This window comes from Actinoplanes sp. NPDC051861 (assembly GCF_040681145.1).
Lineage (GTDB): Bacteria > Actinomycetota > Actinomycetes > Mycobacteriales > Micromonosporaceae > Actinoplanes.
In genome coordinates, this window is sequence record NZ_JBFAYE010000002.1 from 215,449 (window position 1) to 231,193 (window position 15,745).

Below are 15,745 nucleotides of genomic sequence, written 5' to 3' on the forward strand. Positions count from 1 at the left end.
ACGGCCGCGACCCAGCCGTGTAGTCTTACTCCTGCAGCGAGCGAGAGATCGCGAGCGCAAGCCCCCTTAGCTCAGTCGGCAGAGCGTCTCCATGGTAAGGAGAAGGTCTACGGTTCGATTCCGTAAGGGGGCTCTACCGGGTTCGTTCCCGCCCCGCCGGCGCTGGAGTGAGAGCCTGGCTCGGCGGTGTAGCTCAGATGGCAGAGCAAGCGGCTCATAATCGCTGTGTCGCCGGTTCAAGTCCGGCCACCGCTACTTTTCGTGGACCCCACCCGGGGCCCACTTTGCAGAATGGCGTTCCCAGCGTCTACGCTGGTTCGTCGTCAAGTTAGAACACCGTTAGCAGGAAGGCACCCCGCCGTGGCCAAGGCGACCGACGTCCGTCCGAAGATCACCCTGGCGTGCACGGAGTGCAAGGACCGGAACTACATCACCAAGAAGAACCGGCGTAACGACCCCGACCGCATCGAGCTGAAGAAGTTCTGCCCGCGCGACGGGAAGCACACCCTGCACCGCGAGACGCGCTGAGCGTACGCATCAAAGGTCTTCTCCTGCGGCCGTCCGGATTACTCCGGGCGGCCGCAGAGTAGTTTGTGGCCATGGATCAGTCGTTCGTCGGCCGGAGCTGGCCGCCCACCGAGCCCTATCTCGTCGGCCGCGAGAAGATCCGGGAGTTCGCCCGGGCGATCGGCGCCACCGAGGCGGAGTTCCACGATCCCGAGGCCGCCCGGGCGCTCGGTTACGCGGACGTGGTGGCACCGCCCACCTTCCCCGTGGCGATCACGATGTCGGCCAGCCGGCAGGTGATCGACGATCCGGAGCTGGGCATCGACTACAGCCGGGTCGTGCACGGCGACCAGAAATTCGCGTACACCCGGCCGGTCGTGGCCGGCGACGCCCTGGTCTGTGTGAACACGGTGGACGACATCACCAGCCGTGGCGGGCACGAGTTCATCACCACCCGCACCGACGTGACCACCGAGGCCGGCGAGCCGGTCGTCACCGTTTGGTCCAAGCTGGTCCAGCGCGGCGAGGAGTCCTGATGACTGACGTTCTGGAGCCGCAGACCTTTCGGGTGACCCGTGCGGACCTGGTCCGTTACGCGGGCGCCTCGGGCGACTTCAACCCGATCCACTGGAGCGACCGGATCGCCACCGGTGTCGGGCTGCCGGGCGTCATCGCGCACGGCATGTTCACCATGGCCCTGGTCGGCCGCGCGGTCACCACGTGGGCCGGTGCCGCGGACGCGGTCGTCGAGTTCAGCGTGCGGTTCAGCCGCCCTGTCCCGGTGCCGGACACCGACGAGGGCACCGAGGTCGTGGTCACCGGCACGGTGAAGGAGATCACCGCCGAGGGACACACACGGCTGAGCCTGGCTGCCACGTGCAACGGCGACAAGGTACTGTCCTTGGCACAGGCGCTCATCAGGAAGCGGTAGGCCCGGGTTGGGAGAACGCCGGGCGTACCCGTACACTGGTGCGCCGTGGGGCACTGAAATGGTGCCCCACGAAGGGGTGTAGCTCAATTGGCAGAGCAGCGGTCTCCAAAACCGCAGGCTGCAGGTTCAAGTCCTGTCACCCCTGCGCAATCCTCCTCGACGTGCCCGCCCGGTGCGCGGTTCGCACAACTTCCGCGTCCGGTCGAGTGCTGACGGGACCATCAACACCACCGACGACGGAAGTAGGGCGACAGTGGCCGAGAAGGACCGGCCCGGTGACGACGTCCCGGGCGACGACGAGCTGCTCGCCGACGCTGCCGCCGGCGGTGACGTGCCGGACGACGACGTCGACGACGAGCCGGTAAGCCGTGGCGGTGGGACCGCGCTGGCGGAGCGGACCAAGGACGCGGACAGCCCCAAGGCGAAGAAGGGCCGGCGGACCGGTCTCTTCGGTCGTCTCGGCGGCTTCTTCCGCGAGGTCATCAGCGAGCTGCGTAAGGTCATCTGGCCGACCCGGCGCGAGCTGTTGACCTACACCGGCGTGGTGATCGTCTTCGTGGTCGTCATGACGGCCATCGTGGCCGGTCTGGACTACGGTCTGGGCAAGGCGATTCTCTGGGCGCTCGGTTGATCCGGGGCCTGAACCGAAGACTTTTTTGGAAGTGAGCGAGCGTGCCTGAGTACGACGACGACACCGCGCAGCCTGCCGAGGAGCAGGTGGCGACGGAGATCGACGAGTCGGTGGAGGCGGTCGAGCCGGCCGTGGCCCAGGCGCCCGAGGCTGACGAGGACTACGACCCCGTCAAGGAGCTGCGCCAGAAGCTGCGGTACGCGCCCGGCGACTGGTACGTGGTCCACTCGTACGCGGGTTACGAGAACAAGGTCAAGACCAACCTCGAGACGCGGATCACGAGCCTCGACATGGAGGACTACATCTTCCAGGTCGAGGTGCCGACTCGCGAAGAGGTCGAGGTCAAGAACGGCAAGCGCAACCAGGTGCAGGCCAAGGTCTTCCCCGGCTACATCCTGGTCCGGATGGACCTGACCCCCGAGTCGTATTCGTGTGTCCGCAACACGCCCGGCGTGACCGGCTTCGTGGGCGCCACCGACCGGGTCGACCGTCCCGCGCCGCTCTCCCTCGACGAGGTGCTGAAGTGGCTGGCCCCGGCCGTCCAGGCCGAGGAGAAGAAGGCGAAGCCCGAGGTCAAGGTCCTCGACTTCGAGGTCGGCGACTCGGTCACCGTCACCGACGGCGCGTTCGCCTCGCTGCCGGCGTCGATCAGCGAGATCAACGCCGACCAGCAGAAGTTGAAGGTCCTGGTTTCGATCTTCGGCCGGGAGACTCCGGTCGAGCTCAACTTCAACCAGGTCACCAAGATCTGATCGCCGGCTGTCCGGCGATTTCAGTGGGAGGGGCCGCATCAAGGCGGCCCCGCCATCAACCACGGGAGTAATCAGTAATGGCACAGCGCAGCAAGGGCTACCGCAAGGCGGCCGAGCAGATCGACAGCAACAAGCTCTACGAGCCGGCCGACGCCATCAAGCTGGCGAAGGAGACGAGCCCGGTCAAGTTCGACGCGACCGTCGAGGTCGCGATGCGTCTCGGCGTCGACCCGCGTAAGGCCGACCAGATGGTCCGCGGCACCGTCAACCTGCCGCACGGCACCGGTAAGACCGCCCGCGTCATCGTGTTCGCCCAGGGCGCGAAGGCCGAGGAGGCCGTCGCGGCCGGCGCCGACGAGGTCGGCACCGACGAGCTCGTCGCCCGCATCCAGGGTGGCTGGCTGGACTTCGACGCCGCGATCGCGACGCCGGACCAGATGGCCAAGATCGGCCGGATCGCCCGGATCCTCGGCCCGCGTGGCCTCATGCCGAACCCGAAGACCGGCACCGTGACCATGGACGTCACCAAGGCCGTCAACGAGATCAAGGGCGGCAAGATCACCTTCCGGGTGGACAAGCACTCCAACCTGCACCTGATCATCGGCAAGGCGTCGTTCTCGCCGGACCAGCTGATCGACAACTACGCCGCGGTGCTCGACGAGGTCCTCCGGGCCAAGCCGTCCGCCGCCAAGGGCAAGTACCTGAAGAAGGTCACCGTCGCCACCACGATGGGCCCCGGCGTTCAGATCGACCCGAACGTCCAGAAGAACCTCCGCGGCGCCGAGGCCACTGCCTGACGCACGGATTCGTGACGCTCGAAGCCCCCGGGGATGTTTCCCCGGGGGCTTTCGCATGGCAGGCTTCCCGCCGTGCGCTTGGATGCGATCTGGTTCCGGTACGCCCGCCGCGCCCCCTGGACCGTGAAGGGCGCCGACGCCCGCGTCGAACCGGGGCAGACCATCGTGGTGCTCGGTGCGAACGGCGCCGGCAAGTCCACGCTCCTCCAGGTGGCCGCCGGCATCCTCCGGCCCACCCGAGGCCGGGTCCGCGACCGCCCACCCGTCGTCGGCTGGGTCCCCGAGCGCTTCCCCGCCGCGCAGCCGTTCAGCACCGCCGGCTACCTGCGCTCGATGGCCGCCGTCCGCGGGTTGCCCGACAGCGCCGCCGACCGCTGGATCGAGCGTCTCGGCCTCACCGCGCACGCCGACACCCCACTGGGTGACCTCTCCAAGGGCACCGCGCAGAAGGTCGGACTCGCACAGGCCCTGCTCGTACCGCCCGGTCTGCTCGTCCTCGACGAACCCTGGGAGGGCCTCGACGCCGCCTCCCGGTCCCTGATCCCCGAGATCGTCGGCGAGGTGACCTCCGCCGGGGGAGCGGTCCTGGTCAGCGATCACCGCGGCGAGATCGCCAATCTGCCCGGCGCGCTGCACTGGACCATCACCGAGGGCGAGCTGACCGTGGCGTCACCGGAGCCGGCTGCGGACGCCGAGGTCGTCGTGGAGATCTCGGTGCCGCGACACCGGGCCGCGGCGACGGTGGACCAGCTGCGTGCGTCCGGTCACCGCATTCTTTCCGTACGCGAGAAGCTTGGGGAGAAGCGATGAGCGCTCTCGTCAGAATGCGCGTCACGGGTTTCGTCCGCAGCGGCCGGGCGCTGGCTCCTCTGGTCGCCCTGCTCGCGATCCTCGGAGTCCTCTACGGCGGTGGTGCCTCACCGGCCGCCCCCGCCTACGGCTACTCGGCCGCCGCCCTTTTCGCTGTCCTCGCCTGGCTCACCAAGCTCGTCCTCGACACCGAACCCGACGTCCAGCGCGGCCTGGCCCGTCTCAGCGTCGGCCCGGTCCGCGAGGGCACCGCCGGCATCCTGGCCGCCGCCGTCCTGGGCGCCGGCGTCTGCCTGGCCGCCATGGTGACCCCGTTCGTGTTCGGCGCGATCAGGGGCCCCTACTTTCCCGGAATCCTGCTCGGCTTGCTCGCACACGTGCTCTCCCTGCTCGGCGCCCTGGCCCTCGGCGCCCTCGCGGCCCGCGCCGTCACCCGCCGCGTCCTGCCCGGGGTGGCCACCCTGGTCACCGGATCGGTCCTGGTCATCGTGTTCGGGCTGAGCGGCTCCATCGCCCCCTGGCTGGTCCCGCCGGTGATGGCGACCGCGCGGGCACTCACCGAGGCGAGGACTCCGGACCCGGCGACGCTGGTGGGCCTCGCTGCCTGGACGGTGGCGTGGTGCGCGGTGGTGCTGGCGCTCTACGCGCGGCTGCGGCGCGACAGGGCGTAGCCGGGGGCCGATTTGGATTGAGCGCGCGCGCCGCGTACTCTTCCTTCTTGAAGTTCCACCCATAGACCGCTGGTCGCCGCACTGTGCGTCAGTTTGACGGACATCGCGGCTGAAGGTCCCGTTACGAGCGGGCGACCTGCGCAGGGAGAACGGTCAGTGATTGTGCGGCTCGCCTTCGCGCGTGCCAGATGTCGCCCCGTGCCCTGCGCCGGGGCGTTTTGCTTGTCCGGACCCTTCATCCAGTGGCTGAGCACTGAGAGAGGAGGGACATGGCGGACAAGCCGGTCCGGGCCGACAAGGCTACGGCCGTTGCTGAGCTCACGGATCACTTCCGTGGGTCGGCGGCCACCGTGTTGACCGAATACCGCGGCCTCACCGTGAAGGAGCTCACTGAGCTCCGTCGCTCGCTGGGCAGCGAGGCGAAGTACGCGGTTGCGAAGAACACTCTCGCGAAGCGTGCGGCGACCGACGCGGGCATCGAGGGTCTCGACGCGCTGTTCACCGGTCCTACCGCGCTCGCCTTCGTGAAGGGCGATGTGGTCGAGGCGGCCAAGGGCCTTCGTGCCTTCGCCAAGGCCCACCCCGTTCTCGTCATCAAGGGCGGTGTCTTCGAGGGTAAGGCTCTCACGGCGGACGAGGTCAACAAGCTTGCTGACCTCGAGTCCCGTGAGGTGCTGCTGGCCAAGCTGGCCGGCGCCCTGAAGGCCGGCCTCAGCAAGGCCGCTGCCACGTTCCAGGCGCCGCTCTCGCAGGCGGTGCGCACCGTGGACGCCCTTCGGGCCGAGCGCGAGAAGGACGGTTCCGCGGAGGCCTGAGGCCCGCGTGGAACCTGCAAACGTCAAGTCGTTACTTAGGAAAGGTTGCCGAATATGGCGAAGCTCAGCACCGACGAGCTGCTCGACGCGTTCAAGGAGATGACGCTGATCGAGCTGTCCGAGTTCGTGAAGCAGTTCGAGGACGTCTTCGACGTCAAGGCCGCCGCGCCGGTTGCCATGGCGGCCGGCCCGGTGGGTGGCGGCGCCGCCCCCGAGGCCGAGGCTGAGAAGGACTCCTTCGACGTCGTGCTCGAGAACGACGGTGGCAAGAAGATCCAGGTCATCAAGGTCGTGCGTGAGCTGACCGGCCTGGGCCTCAAGGAGGCCAAGGACACCGTCGAGAGCGCCCCGAAGGCGATCCTCGAGGGCGTCAACAAGGAGAAGGCCGAGGCCGCCAAGGCCAAGCTCGAGGGCGAAGGCGCCAAGGTCACCCTCAAGTGATCTGACGCTCTTCCGCGTTCTCTTTTCGATGGCGGGGACCCGTAACGGGTCCCCGCCATCGGCGTTCGCGCAGCTCATGTGCGCTCCGGCCGGCGAGTCCGCAAAGCCAGCCGAAGCGGGTGTTTTCTGCGCTAAGGTCCCTTTGATGTGCCGGGTGGATGACGGCGGGAGTCCGACCCGCGGCACAGCCCTTGACTGTGTGTCCGCTGACAGGCACGCTGACATCAGCAAGTTTCCGCGCTTGCGACAGCCGAACCGTGGGTATTGGGCTTCCACCGATTACCCGCGACCGGCACCCGAGGGAGAGTTGCCGCGTTTCTGAGCGGCCCCGCCACCGGCGTTGACCATGGATGCGCAGGTCAACAGCGGCGGGGACACGTTCCGCGAGCCACCCGAAGGTGTGGGCTGGACAGCGGTTAGCCGAGCGGCTACACTGCTAGTTTGCGCTGCCTTCTGTCTTGATGCCTGTCGGGATATCCATGTGGATAACTTCCCGGGGGCTCATTGGAGTGCACGCAGACCAGTTGCATCAGCAACTCAGCCGCATAGCAGCACCGGTCCTCGGAAGGACGCATCTTGGCAGCTTCCCGCCCTGCGAAGACCAGCCGTACGTCGAGCGCTTACGCACCCCGCCGGGTCTCTTTCGGCCGGATCACCGAGCAGCTAGAGGTCCCCAACCTCCTCGCCCTCCAGACGGAGTCCTTCGACTGGCTGGTCGGCAACGAGGCTTGGCAGGCCCGGACGACGGACGACCCGCACGCCCACTCGGGCCTCGCAGAGATCCTCGAAGAGATCAGTCCCATTGAGGACTTCTCCGGCACCATGTCGCTGTCCTTCTCGTCACCCCGATTCGATGAGGTCAAGGCCTCGATCGAGGAGTGCAAAGAGAAGGACCTGACCTACTGTGCCCCGCTGTTCGTGACCGCGGAGTTCACCAACAACACGACTGGCGAGATCAAGAGCCAGACCGTGTTCATGGGCGACTTCCCGATGATGACCCCCAAGGGGACGTTCGTCATCAACGGCACCGAGCGGGTCGTGGTGAGCCAGCTCGTCCGTTCGCCGGGCGTGTATTTCACCAAGGAGCCGGACAAGACCTCCGACCGCGACCTCACCAGCGTCAAGGTCATCCCGAGCCGGGGTGCCTGGCTGGAGTTCGACATCGACAAGCGCGACACCGTCGGTGTCCGCATCGACCGCAAGCGCCGGCAGGCCGTCACCGTCCTGCTCAAGGCGATCGGCTGGTCGGCGGACCAGATCCGTGAGCGGTTCGGCTGGTCCGAGCTGCTCATGACGACGCTGGAGAAGGACCACATCGCCGGGCAGGACGAGGCCCTGCTCGACATCTACCGCAAGCTGCGCCCGGGAGAGCCCCCCACCCGGGAGAACGCGCAGACCCTGCTCGACAACCTCTTCTTCAACCCGAAGCGGTATGACGTCGCCAAGGTCGGCCGGTACAAGTTCAACAAGAAGTTGGACATCGACGTCCCGATCGTGCGCGGCACGCTCACCGAGGAAGACGTCGTCAAGACCGTGGACTACCTCTGCCGGCTGCACGCCGGTGAGGAGGGCTACGAGGCCGACGACATCGACCACTTCGGCAACCGCCGTCTGCGGACGGTCGGCGAGCTCATCCAGAACCAGGTCCGCGTGGGCCTGTCCCGGATGGAGCGCGTCGTCCGCGAGCGGATGACGACCCAGGACGTCGAGGCGATCACGCCGCAGACCCTGATCAACATTCGGCCCGTCGTGGCCGCGATCAAGGAGTTCTTCGGCACGTCGCAGCTGTCGCAGTTCATGGACCAGACCAACCCGCTGGCGGGCCTGACCCACCGGCGGCGGCTGAGCGCGCTCGGCCCCGGTGGTCTGAGCCGTGAGCGGGCCGGCTTCGAGGTCCGTGACGTGCACCCGTCCCACTACGGCCGGATGTGCCCGATCGAGACCCCGGAAGGCCCGAACATCGGCCTGATCGGCGCTCTCTCGACGTTCGCGCGGGTCAACCCGTTCGGCTTCATCGAGACGCCGTACCGGAAGGTCGAGAGCGGCACCGTCACCGACGAGGTGCACTACCTCACGGCCGACGAGGAAGACCGGTTCATCAAGGCACAGGCCAACGCCGTGCTGTCCAGCGACAACACCTTCGCCGAGGACCGCGTTCTGGTCCGCCGGAAGGGTGGTGAGGTCGACTACGTGCCCGGCACGGAGGTCGACTACATGGACGTGTCGCCGCGGCAGATGACCTCGGTCGCGACCGCGATGATCCCGTTCCTCGAGCACGACGACGCCAACCGTGCCCTCATGGGCGCGAACATGCAGCGTCAGGCCGTGCCGCTGGTCAAGGCCGAGTCGCCCCTGGTCGGTACTGGTATGGAGTACCGCGCCGCGGTCGACGCCGGTGACGTGGTCGTCGCCGAGGTCGCCGGTGTGGTCGAGGACCTGTGCGCCGACTACGTGACGGTGCATCAGGACGACGGCCACCGCCGGACCTACCTGCTGCACAAGTTCCGCCGGAGCAACGCCGGTTCCTGCGTCAACCAGAAGCCCGTCGTCTTCGAGGGCGACCGCGTCGAGGCCGGTCAGGTCATCGCCGACGGTCCCTGCACCGACGAGGGCGAGATGGCGCTGGGCCGCAACCTGCTCGTGGCGTTCATGTGCTGGGAGGGCCACAACTACGAGGACGCGATCATCCTGTCGCAGCGCCTCGTCCAGCAGGACGTGCTCACCTCGATCCACATCGAGGAGCACGAGGTCGACGCCCGTGACACCAAGCTCGGCCCGGAAGAGATCACCCGCGACATCCCCAACGTCAGCGAGGAGATGCTCGCTGACCTGGACGAGCGCGGCATCATCCGGATCGGCGCCGAGGTCGTCCCCGGCGACATCCTGGTCGGCAAGGTCACCCCGAAGGGCGAGACCGAGCTGACCCCGGAGGAGCGGCTGCTGCGCGCGATCTTCGGTGAGAAGGCCCGGGAGGTCCGGGACACCTCGCTGAAGGTTCCGCACGGCGAGACCGGCACCGTCATCGGTGTCCGCACGTTCTCCCGCGAGGACGGCGACGAGCTGCCTCCCGGTGTCAACGAGCTGGTCCGGGTGTACGTCGCGCAGAAGCGGAAGATCCAGGACGGTGACAAGCTCGCCGGTCGTCACGGCAACAAGGGCGTCATCTCCAAGATCCTGCCGGTCGAGGACATGCCGTTCCTCGAGGACGGCACCCCGGTCGACATCGTGCTCAACCCGCTCGGTGTCCCCTCGCGCATGAACATCGGCCAGGTCCTGGAGACCCACCTCGGGTGGATCGCCAAGACCGGCTGGTCGGTCGAGGGCGACGACGCGGACTGGAAGCGTCAGCTCCGCGCGATCGACGCGCACGAGTCGGTGGCCGACAGCAATGTCGCGACCCCCGTCTTCGACGGCGCCCAGGAGGAGGAGATCAAGGGTCTCCTCGAGTCGACGCTGGTCAACCGCGACGGTAAGCGGCTGGTCAACGGCGACGGCAAGGCGCAGCTGTTCGACGGCCGCTCCGGTGAGCCGCTGCCGGACCCGATCTCGGTCGGCTACGTCTACATCCTCAAGCTGAACCACCTGGTCGACGACAAGATCCACGCTCGGTCGACCGGCCCGTACTCGATGATCACCCAGCAGCCGCTGGGTGGTAAGGCGCAGTTCGGTGGCCAGCGGTTCGGCGAGATGGAGTGCTGGGCCATGCAGGCCTACGGGGCGGCGTACGCCCTGCAGGAGCTGTTGACCATCAAGTCCGACGACGTCCTGGGCCGAGTGAAGGTCTACGAGGCCATCGTCAAGGGCGAGAACATCCCGGAGCCGGGAATCCCGGAGTCCTTCAAGGTGCTCCTCAAGGAGCTGCAGTCGCTGTGCCTGAACGTCGAGGTGCTCTCCAGCGACGGTGTGGCCCTGGAGATGCGCGAGACGGACGACGAGGTCTTCCGGGCCGCGGAGGAACTCGGCATCGACCTGTCCCGGCGCCCGAATGAGGGCGTCAGCAGCGTCGAAGAGATCTGACGGAAAACGTCCCCGGTGGTTCACCACCGGGGACGTCACCGCCGGCCTTGAATTCACCCGAGCAACGAAACACGAGGGATAGACCAAGTGCTCGACGTCAACTTCTTCGACGAGTTGCGTATCGGCCTTGCTACCGCTGACGACATCCGGCAGTGGTCGCACGGCGAGGTCAAGAAGCCCGAGACGATCAACTACCGCACGCTCAAGCCCGAGAAGGACGGACTCTTCTGCGAGAAGATCTTCGGTCCGCAGCGGGACTGGGAGTGCTACTGCGGAAAGTACAAGCGGGTCCGCTTCAAGGGCATCATCTGTGAGCGCTGCGGCGTCGAGGTGACCCGGTCCAAGGTCCGCCGTGAGCGGATGGGCCACATCGAGCTCGCCGCGTCGGTCACGCACATCTGGTACTTCAAGGGTGTGCCGAGCCGCCTCGGTTACCTGCTCGACCTTGCCCCCAAGGACCTCGAGAAGATCATCTACTTCGCTTCGTACGTGGTGACGAGCGTTGACGCCGAGGCGCGTCACCGTGACATGTCCACCATCGAGAACGAGATCTTCGCGGAGAAGCGCCAGGCCGAGAACGGCCGGGACTCCGAGATCGAGAAGCGTGCCGCCAAGCTGGAGCAGGACCTGGCCGAGCTCGAGGCCGAGGGTGCCAAGGCCGACGTGCGCCGCAAGGTCAAGGAAGCCGGCGAGCGCGAGATGCGCCAGATCCGGGACAAGGCGCAGCGCGAGATCGACCGCCTCGACGAGGTGCTCGACACCTTCCGCAAGCTCGACAGCAAGCAGCTCGTCACCGACGAGCTGCTCTACCGCGAGCTGCGCGACCGCTTCGGTGAGTACTTCACCGGTGGCATGGGCGCCGAGGCCATCAAGGCCCTGCTCGAGAACATGGACCTGGACGCCGAGGCGGAGAACCTTCGGGAGATCATCCGCACCGGTAAGGGCCAGCGGAAGATCCGGGCGCTCAAGCGGCTCAAGGTCGTCGCGGCGTTCCTGAACACCCGCAACTCGCCGCTCGGCATGGTGCTGGACTGCGTCCCGGTCATCCCGCCGGACCTGCGCCCGATGGTGCAGCTCGACGGCGGCCGGTTCGCGACCTCCGACCTGAACGACCTGTACCGCCGGGTCATCAACCGCAACAACCGCCTCAAGCGACTGATCGACCTCGGCGCGCCCGAGATCATCGTCAACAACGAGAAGCGGATGCTGCAGGAGGCCGTCGACGCGCTGTTCGACAACGGCCGTCGTGGCCGTCCGGTCACCGGCCCGGGTAACCGGCCGCTGAAGTCGCTCTCCGACATGCTCAAGGGCAAGCAGGGCCGGTTCCGTCAGAACCTGCTCGGCAAGCGGGTCGACTACTCCGGTCGTTCCGTCATCGTCGTCGGCCCCCGGCTCAAGCTGCACCAGTGCGGCCTGCCGAAGCAGATGGCGCTGGAGCTGTTCAAGCCGTTCGTGATGAAGCGCCTGGTCGACCTGAACCACGCGCAGAACATCAAGTCCGCCAAGCGGATGGTCGAGCGGCAGCGGCCGGTCGTGTGGGACGTCCTCGAAGAGGTCATCAGCGAGCACCCGGTGCTGCTGAACCGCGCGCCGACCCTGCACCGTCTGGGCATCCAGGCCTTCGAGCCGCAGCTGGTCGAGGGCAAGGCGATCCAGATCCACCCGCTCGTCTGCACGGCGTTCAACGCCGACTTCGACGGTGACCAGATGGCGGTCCACGTGCCGCTGTCCGCCGAGGCCCAGGCCGAGGCGCGCATCCTGATGCTGTCGTCGAACAACATCCTCAAGCCGGCCGACGGCAAGCCGGTCACCATGCCCACCCAGGACATGGTCATCGGTCTGTACCACCTGACCCACCTCACGCCCGGTGCCAAGGGCGAGGGCCGGGTGTTCAGCTCGGACGCCGAGGCGCGGATGGCGTACGACAACGGTGAGCTGCACCTGCAGGCGCCGGTGAAGATCCGCCTCCGTGAGGTCGTCGGCGTGGACAACGGTGCCAAGGGCACCGCGTGGGTCGCGCCGGAGGACTGGACCGAGGGCGAGCCGGTGCTGGTCGAGACCACGCTGGGCCGCGTCATCTTCAACGAGACGCTGCCCCCGGGGTACCGGTACGTCAACTACGAGATCCGCAAGGGTCAGCTGTCGGCGATCGTCAACGACCTCGCCGAGCGCTTCCCGAAGGTCGCCCTGGCCGCGACCCTGGACGCGCTCAAGGAGGCCGGCTTCCACTGGGCCACCTGGTCCGGTGTGACGATCGGCATGGGCGACGTCATCGGCCCGCCGCGCAAGCCGGAGATCCTGGCTCGCTACCAGGTCGAGGCGGACCGCATCGACAAGCAGTACCAGCGTGGTCTGATGACCGCCGAGGAGCGTCGCGGCGAGCTCATCGAGATCTGGACCAAGGCGACCAACGAGATCTCCAAGGAGATGGAGACCGCGCTGCCGCAGGAGAACCCGCTCTGGGTGATGATCAACTCCGGCGCTCGCGGTAACCTCCTGCAGCTCCGGCAGATCGCCGCGATCCGTGGTCTGGTGGCCAACCCCAAGGGCGAGATCATCCCGCGGCCGATCACCTCGTCGTACCGCGAGGGTCTGACCGTGCTGGAGTACTTCATCTCCACCCACGGTGCCCGGAAGGGTCTGGCCGACACCGCGCTGCGTACCGCCGACTCGGGTTACCTGACCCGGCGTCTGGTGGACGTGTCGCAGGACGTCATCATCCGCGAGGAGGACTGCGGCACCGACCGCGCGATCCCGATGGCGGTTGGCGAGCGGGAGCCGGACGGCACCCTGGTCGTGCACACCCACGCGGAGACCGGCGTCCACGCCCGTACGCTGGCTGACGACATCTCCGACAGCGCCGGCAACCTGGTCGTGGCCCGCGGCTCGGACCTCAACTCGATCCTCGTCGACAAGCTTGTCGCCGCGGGTGTCGAGAATGTCCGGGTGCGCAGCGTCCTGACCTGTGAGTCGAAGCTGGGTGTCTGCGCGGCCTGCTACGGCCGTTCGCTGCCGACCGGCAAGTCGGTCGACATCGGCGAGGCGGTCGGCATCATCGCCGCCCAGTCCATCGGTGAGCCCGGCACGCAGCTGACGATGCGTACCTTCCACACCGGTGGTGTCGCGGGTGAGGACATCACCCAGGGTCTGCCGCGTGTTCAGGAGATCTTCGAGGCCCGTGTGCCGAAGGGTAAGGCGCCCATCGCCGACACCCCCGGCCGCATCCGGATCGAGGACGGCGAGCGTTCGCGGAAGATCATCGTGATCCCGGACGACGGCAGCGACGAGATCGTGTACGACAAGATCTCGAAGCGCGTCAAGCTGCGGGCGCACGACGGCGACCACGTCAACGTCGGCGAGAAGCTCACCGAGGGCACCATCGACCCGCACGAGCTGCTGCGCATCATGGGCCCGCGCGCGGTCCAGGTCCACCTGACCAGTGAGGTCCAGGAGGTCTACCGCTCGCAGGGTGTGCTCATCCACGACAAGCACATCGAGATCATCATCCGCCAGATGCTCAAGCGGGTGACGGTCATCGACTCCGGCGCGACCGAGTTCCTGCCGGGTGTGCTGGTCGACCGGGCGCTGTTCGAGTCGGAGAACCGCCGGCTCGTCGGCGAGGGTGGCGAGCCCGCCGCCGGTCGCCCGGTGCTGATGGGTATCACCAAGGCCTCGCTGGCGACCGACTCCTGGCTCTCGGCGGCCTCCTTCCAGGAGACCACCCGGGTGCTCACCGACGCGGCGATCAACTCGCGCAGCGACTCGCTCGTCGGCCTCAAGGAGAACGTCATCATCGGTAAGCTCATCCCGGCCGGTACCGGTATCAGCAAGTACCGCAACATCCGGGTCGAGCCGACCGAGGAGGCCAAGGCCAAGGTGTACTCGATGACCGGGTACCCCGAGACCGACTACGGCTTCGGGCCGGCCAGCGGGCAGGCTGTGCCGCTGGACGACTTCGACTTCGGGTCGTACCGCTAAGGGTTTCTGCTCCACACAGGGCGGTCGCGCAGGCGCGCGACCGCCCTGTGCCGTCTCCGAACCGAGTGGCGTTCCTAGAATGGTCGAGTGACGCTGCCCGCGGTGCCGACCCGCCATCCCATGGACCCGGACCCGGCGCCGGCCACGAAGGCTCGCGCGGTCTTCGCGCTGGGCCTGGTGGGCCTGCTCACCGGTGTCTTCGTCGGCGGCGTGATTCCGGCCACGATCGCTCTCCTGATGGCCCGCCAGGCACACCGCCAGGCGTATGAGGCGGGGGGCTATCTGACCGGCTCGGTGTGGATCCAGCGGGGCCGCAGGCTCGCCTGGTGCGGGCTCGTGCTGGCGCTGACGTCGCTGGTGGTGGCCGTGATCGCCGGTCTGCTGCACCTGGCCACCGCGCCCGGCGGCCAGGACTTCGCGCCCGGCACGGACTGATCCCGGCCGTTCTGCCGCGCTCCGGCCGGGCTGCGCGACCGCTCGTACGGGTGACATGCTTCTCCTATGACGCAGCACCCCGGGACGTCCTATCCGCCCCCGCATCAGCCCGGCGGCTATCCCGGCTCAGTGCCACCTCAGCAGTACGGGCCACCCGCCTTTGCCCCGCCGCCAATGGCGCCGCCCACGGCCGGCTGGGAGCTGGAGCGGGTCGACATGGTGGGCGGGACCGAGTTCGGGCTGGCGCAGCTGAGAGTGCCGCCGATCACGTCCGGCCTGGCGATCGGCTCGCTGATCGCCGGCATCGCCGCGATCCTGGTGTCACTGCTGACCGCCTGCTTCGGCATCCTGGAGGCCAGTGAGGACTGGGGTGCCTGGGTGACCGGTGCGTTCACACTGCTCACCGTGCTCGCTGCCGGGGGAGCGATCGGCGCCGGAATGATCGCGCTACGGCAGATCCGCCGCTCCGGCCAGACCGGCAAGGTCCGGTTCACCGGGCGGGGACTCGCGATCTCCGGGATCGTCTGCGGCGTGGTGGGCGCGGGAATAGGGGTGCTGGCGTTGTCGTTGGGACTGCTGTCACAGGTGTCCTGACCGGCCCGCACTCCCGGGGCCCGCAGCGGGATCCGGCACCGCGGCGATGCCGCGCCGGACTACCCGGTACACTGGTATACGGAGATGTCCATCGTGGGAGCCTGGGCTCATTTTGACCTGGGTGCTTGGGGTGGGTACTCTTTCCCCTCGTGCCCGGGCTTGCCCGGGCAACTCGTGCGTGCACCCGAGTCGGAAGGTACGACGGGGATTTGCGCCACGACGGCTCAGGGATCTGAGCGGGAGACAACGAGACAAGACCCGGTGCGTGTGAACCTTCACGCGTGGCGGGACCGTGAGCCGGACGACACGCCCGACCGCGGGTGCCGGACCTTCCCTTCGGGAGGGGACAGCACACAGAGGCAGAAA

General features: G+C 67.7%; 14 protein-coding genes and 3 tRNA genes. All 17 read left to right on the forward strand.

Features of this window, described 5'->3' with window-relative positions; all coding sequences use genetic code 11:
- Positions 1–60: 60 nt before the first annotated feature.
- The 17 genes from AB0M02_RS07605 to AB0M02_RS07685 all read left to right on the forward strand — a co-directional run bounded on the left by AB0M02_RS07605 (position 61) and on the right by AB0M02_RS07685 (position 15,379).
- Positions 61–133: transfer RNA gene (locus AB0M02_RS07605), tRNA-Thr, on the forward strand.
- A gap of 49 nt (positions 134–182) precedes the next feature.
- Positions 183–255, forward strand: a tRNA-Met gene (locus AB0M02_RS07610).
- A gap of 105 nt (positions 256–360) precedes the next feature.
- Positions 361–528: a 50S ribosomal protein L33 gene (gene rpmG, locus AB0M02_RS07615; protein WP_014440704.1), complete on the forward strand. Its 168-nt coding sequence runs from the start codon at positions 361–363 to the stop codon at positions 526–528.
- Between the two features lie 65 nt (positions 529–593).
- Entirely contained in the window at positions 594–1,043 is a 450-nt protein-coding gene (locus AB0M02_RS07620) for a MaoC family dehydratase N-terminal domain-containing protein (RefSeq protein ID WP_364223224.1), read from the forward strand.
- Positions 1,043–1,438 carry a MaoC/PaaZ C-terminal domain-containing protein gene (locus AB0M02_RS07625; RefSeq protein ID WP_364223227.1) on the forward strand — a complete coding sequence of 132 codons (396 nt, stop codon included), beginning with the start codon at positions 1,043–1,045 and terminating at the stop codon, positions 1,436–1,438. Before AB0M02_RS07620 ends, AB0M02_RS07625 begins: the two co-directional genes overlap by 1 nt.
- Before the next feature lie 72 nt (positions 1,439–1,510).
- A tRNA-Trp gene (locus tag AB0M02_RS07630) sits at positions 1,511–1,583 on the forward strand.
- Positions 1,584–1,691: 108 nt separating this feature from the next.
- Positions 1,692–2,069, forward strand: a complete 378-nt coding sequence (gene secE, locus AB0M02_RS07635; RefSeq protein ID WP_364224485.1) for a preprotein translocase subunit SecE — start codon at positions 1,692–1,694, stop codon at positions 2,067–2,069.
- 41 nt (positions 2,070–2,110) lie between these two features.
- The gene (gene nusG, locus AB0M02_RS07640) at positions 2,111–2,821 is read left to right on the forward strand and encodes a transcription termination/antitermination protein NusG (protein WP_364223230.1); all 711 of its coding nucleotides are present in this window, start codon (positions 2,111–2,113) and stop codon (positions 2,819–2,821) included.
- Positions 2,822–2,898: 77 nt separating this feature from the next.
- Positions 2,899–3,618 carry a 50S ribosomal protein L1 gene (rplA, locus tag AB0M02_RS07645; protein WP_364223233.1) on the forward strand — a complete coding sequence of 240 codons (720 nt, stop codon included), beginning with the start codon at positions 2,899–2,901 and terminating at the stop codon, positions 3,616–3,618.
- Between the two features lie 72 nt (positions 3,619–3,690).
- The gene (locus AB0M02_RS07650) at positions 3,691–4,428 is read left to right on the forward strand and encodes an ATP-binding cassette domain-containing protein (RefSeq protein ID WP_364223236.1); all 738 of its coding nucleotides are present in this window, start codon (positions 3,691–3,693) and stop codon (positions 4,426–4,428) included.
- A complete protein-coding gene (locus AB0M02_RS07655; RefSeq protein WP_364223239.1) occupies positions 4,425–5,099 on the forward strand; it encodes a hypothetical protein in 675 nt (224 codons plus the stop codon). The genes AB0M02_RS07650 and AB0M02_RS07655 overlap by 4 nt, the downstream gene beginning before the upstream one ends.
- Before the next feature lie 269 nt (positions 5,100–5,368).
- On the forward strand, positions 5,369–5,914 hold the full coding sequence (rplJ, locus tag AB0M02_RS07660) for a 50S ribosomal protein L10 (RefSeq protein WP_364223242.1): 546 nt from the start codon (positions 5,369–5,371) through the stop codon (positions 5,912–5,914).
- 54 nt (positions 5,915–5,968) lie between these two features.
- A complete protein-coding gene (gene rplL / locus AB0M02_RS07665) occupies positions 5,969–6,355 on the forward strand; it encodes a 50S ribosomal protein L7/L12 (RefSeq protein WP_364223245.1) in 387 nt (128 codons plus the stop codon).
- Between the two features lie 576 nt (positions 6,356–6,931).
- A complete protein-coding gene (rpoB, locus tag AB0M02_RS07670; protein WP_364223248.1) occupies positions 6,932–10,372 on the forward strand; it encodes a DNA-directed RNA polymerase subunit beta in 3,441 nt (1,146 codons plus the stop codon).
- Between the two features lie 87 nt (positions 10,373–10,459).
- The gene (locus AB0M02_RS07675) at positions 10,460–14,350 is read left to right on the forward strand and encodes a DNA-directed RNA polymerase subunit beta' (protein ID WP_364223251.1); all 3,891 of its coding nucleotides are present in this window, start codon (positions 10,460–10,462) and stop codon (positions 14,348–14,350) included.
- 120 nt (positions 14,351–14,470) lie between these two features.
- Positions 14,471–14,785, forward strand: coding sequence for a hypothetical protein (locus tag AB0M02_RS07680; protein ID WP_364224487.1), 315 nt, complete (start codon positions 14,471–14,473; stop codon positions 14,783–14,785).
- 66 nt (positions 14,786–14,851) lie between these two features.
- Positions 14,852–15,379, forward strand: a complete 528-nt coding sequence (locus AB0M02_RS07685) for a hypothetical protein (protein WP_364223254.1) — start codon at positions 14,852–14,854, stop codon at positions 15,377–15,379.
- Positions 15,380–15,745 lie beyond the last annotated feature (366 nt).

What these genes read in the sequence shown, in the direction of transcription:
- rplJ (WP_364223242.1), top strand. Translation starts at nt 5,369, where the DNA reads ATGGCGGACAAGCCGGTCCGGGCCGACAAGGCTACGGCCGTTGCTGAG.
- AB0M02_RS07625 (WP_364223227.1), top strand. Translation starts at nt 1,043, where the DNA reads ATGACTGACGTTCTGGAGCCGCAGACCTTTCGGGTGACCCGTGCGGAC.
- AB0M02_RS07685 (WP_364223254.1), top strand. Translation starts at nt 14,852, where the DNA reads ATGACGCAGCACCCCGGGACGTCCTATCCGCCCCCGCATCAGCCCGGC.
- AB0M02_RS07655 (WP_364223239.1), top strand. Translation starts at nt 4,425, where the DNA reads ATGAGCGCTCTCGTCAGAATGCGCGTCACGGGTTTCGTCCGCAGCGGC.
- rplL (WP_364223245.1), top strand. Translation starts at nt 5,969, where the DNA reads ATGGCGAAGCTCAGCACCGACGAGCTGCTCGACGCGTTCAAGGAGATG.
- rplA (WP_364223233.1), top strand. Translation starts at nt 2,899, where the DNA reads ATGGCACAGCGCAGCAAGGGCTACCGCAAGGCGGCCGAGCAGATCGAC.
- AB0M02_RS07680 (WP_364224487.1), top strand. Translation starts at nt 14,471, where the DNA reads ATGGACCCGGACCCGGCGCCGGCCACGAAGGCTCGCGCGGTCTTCGCG.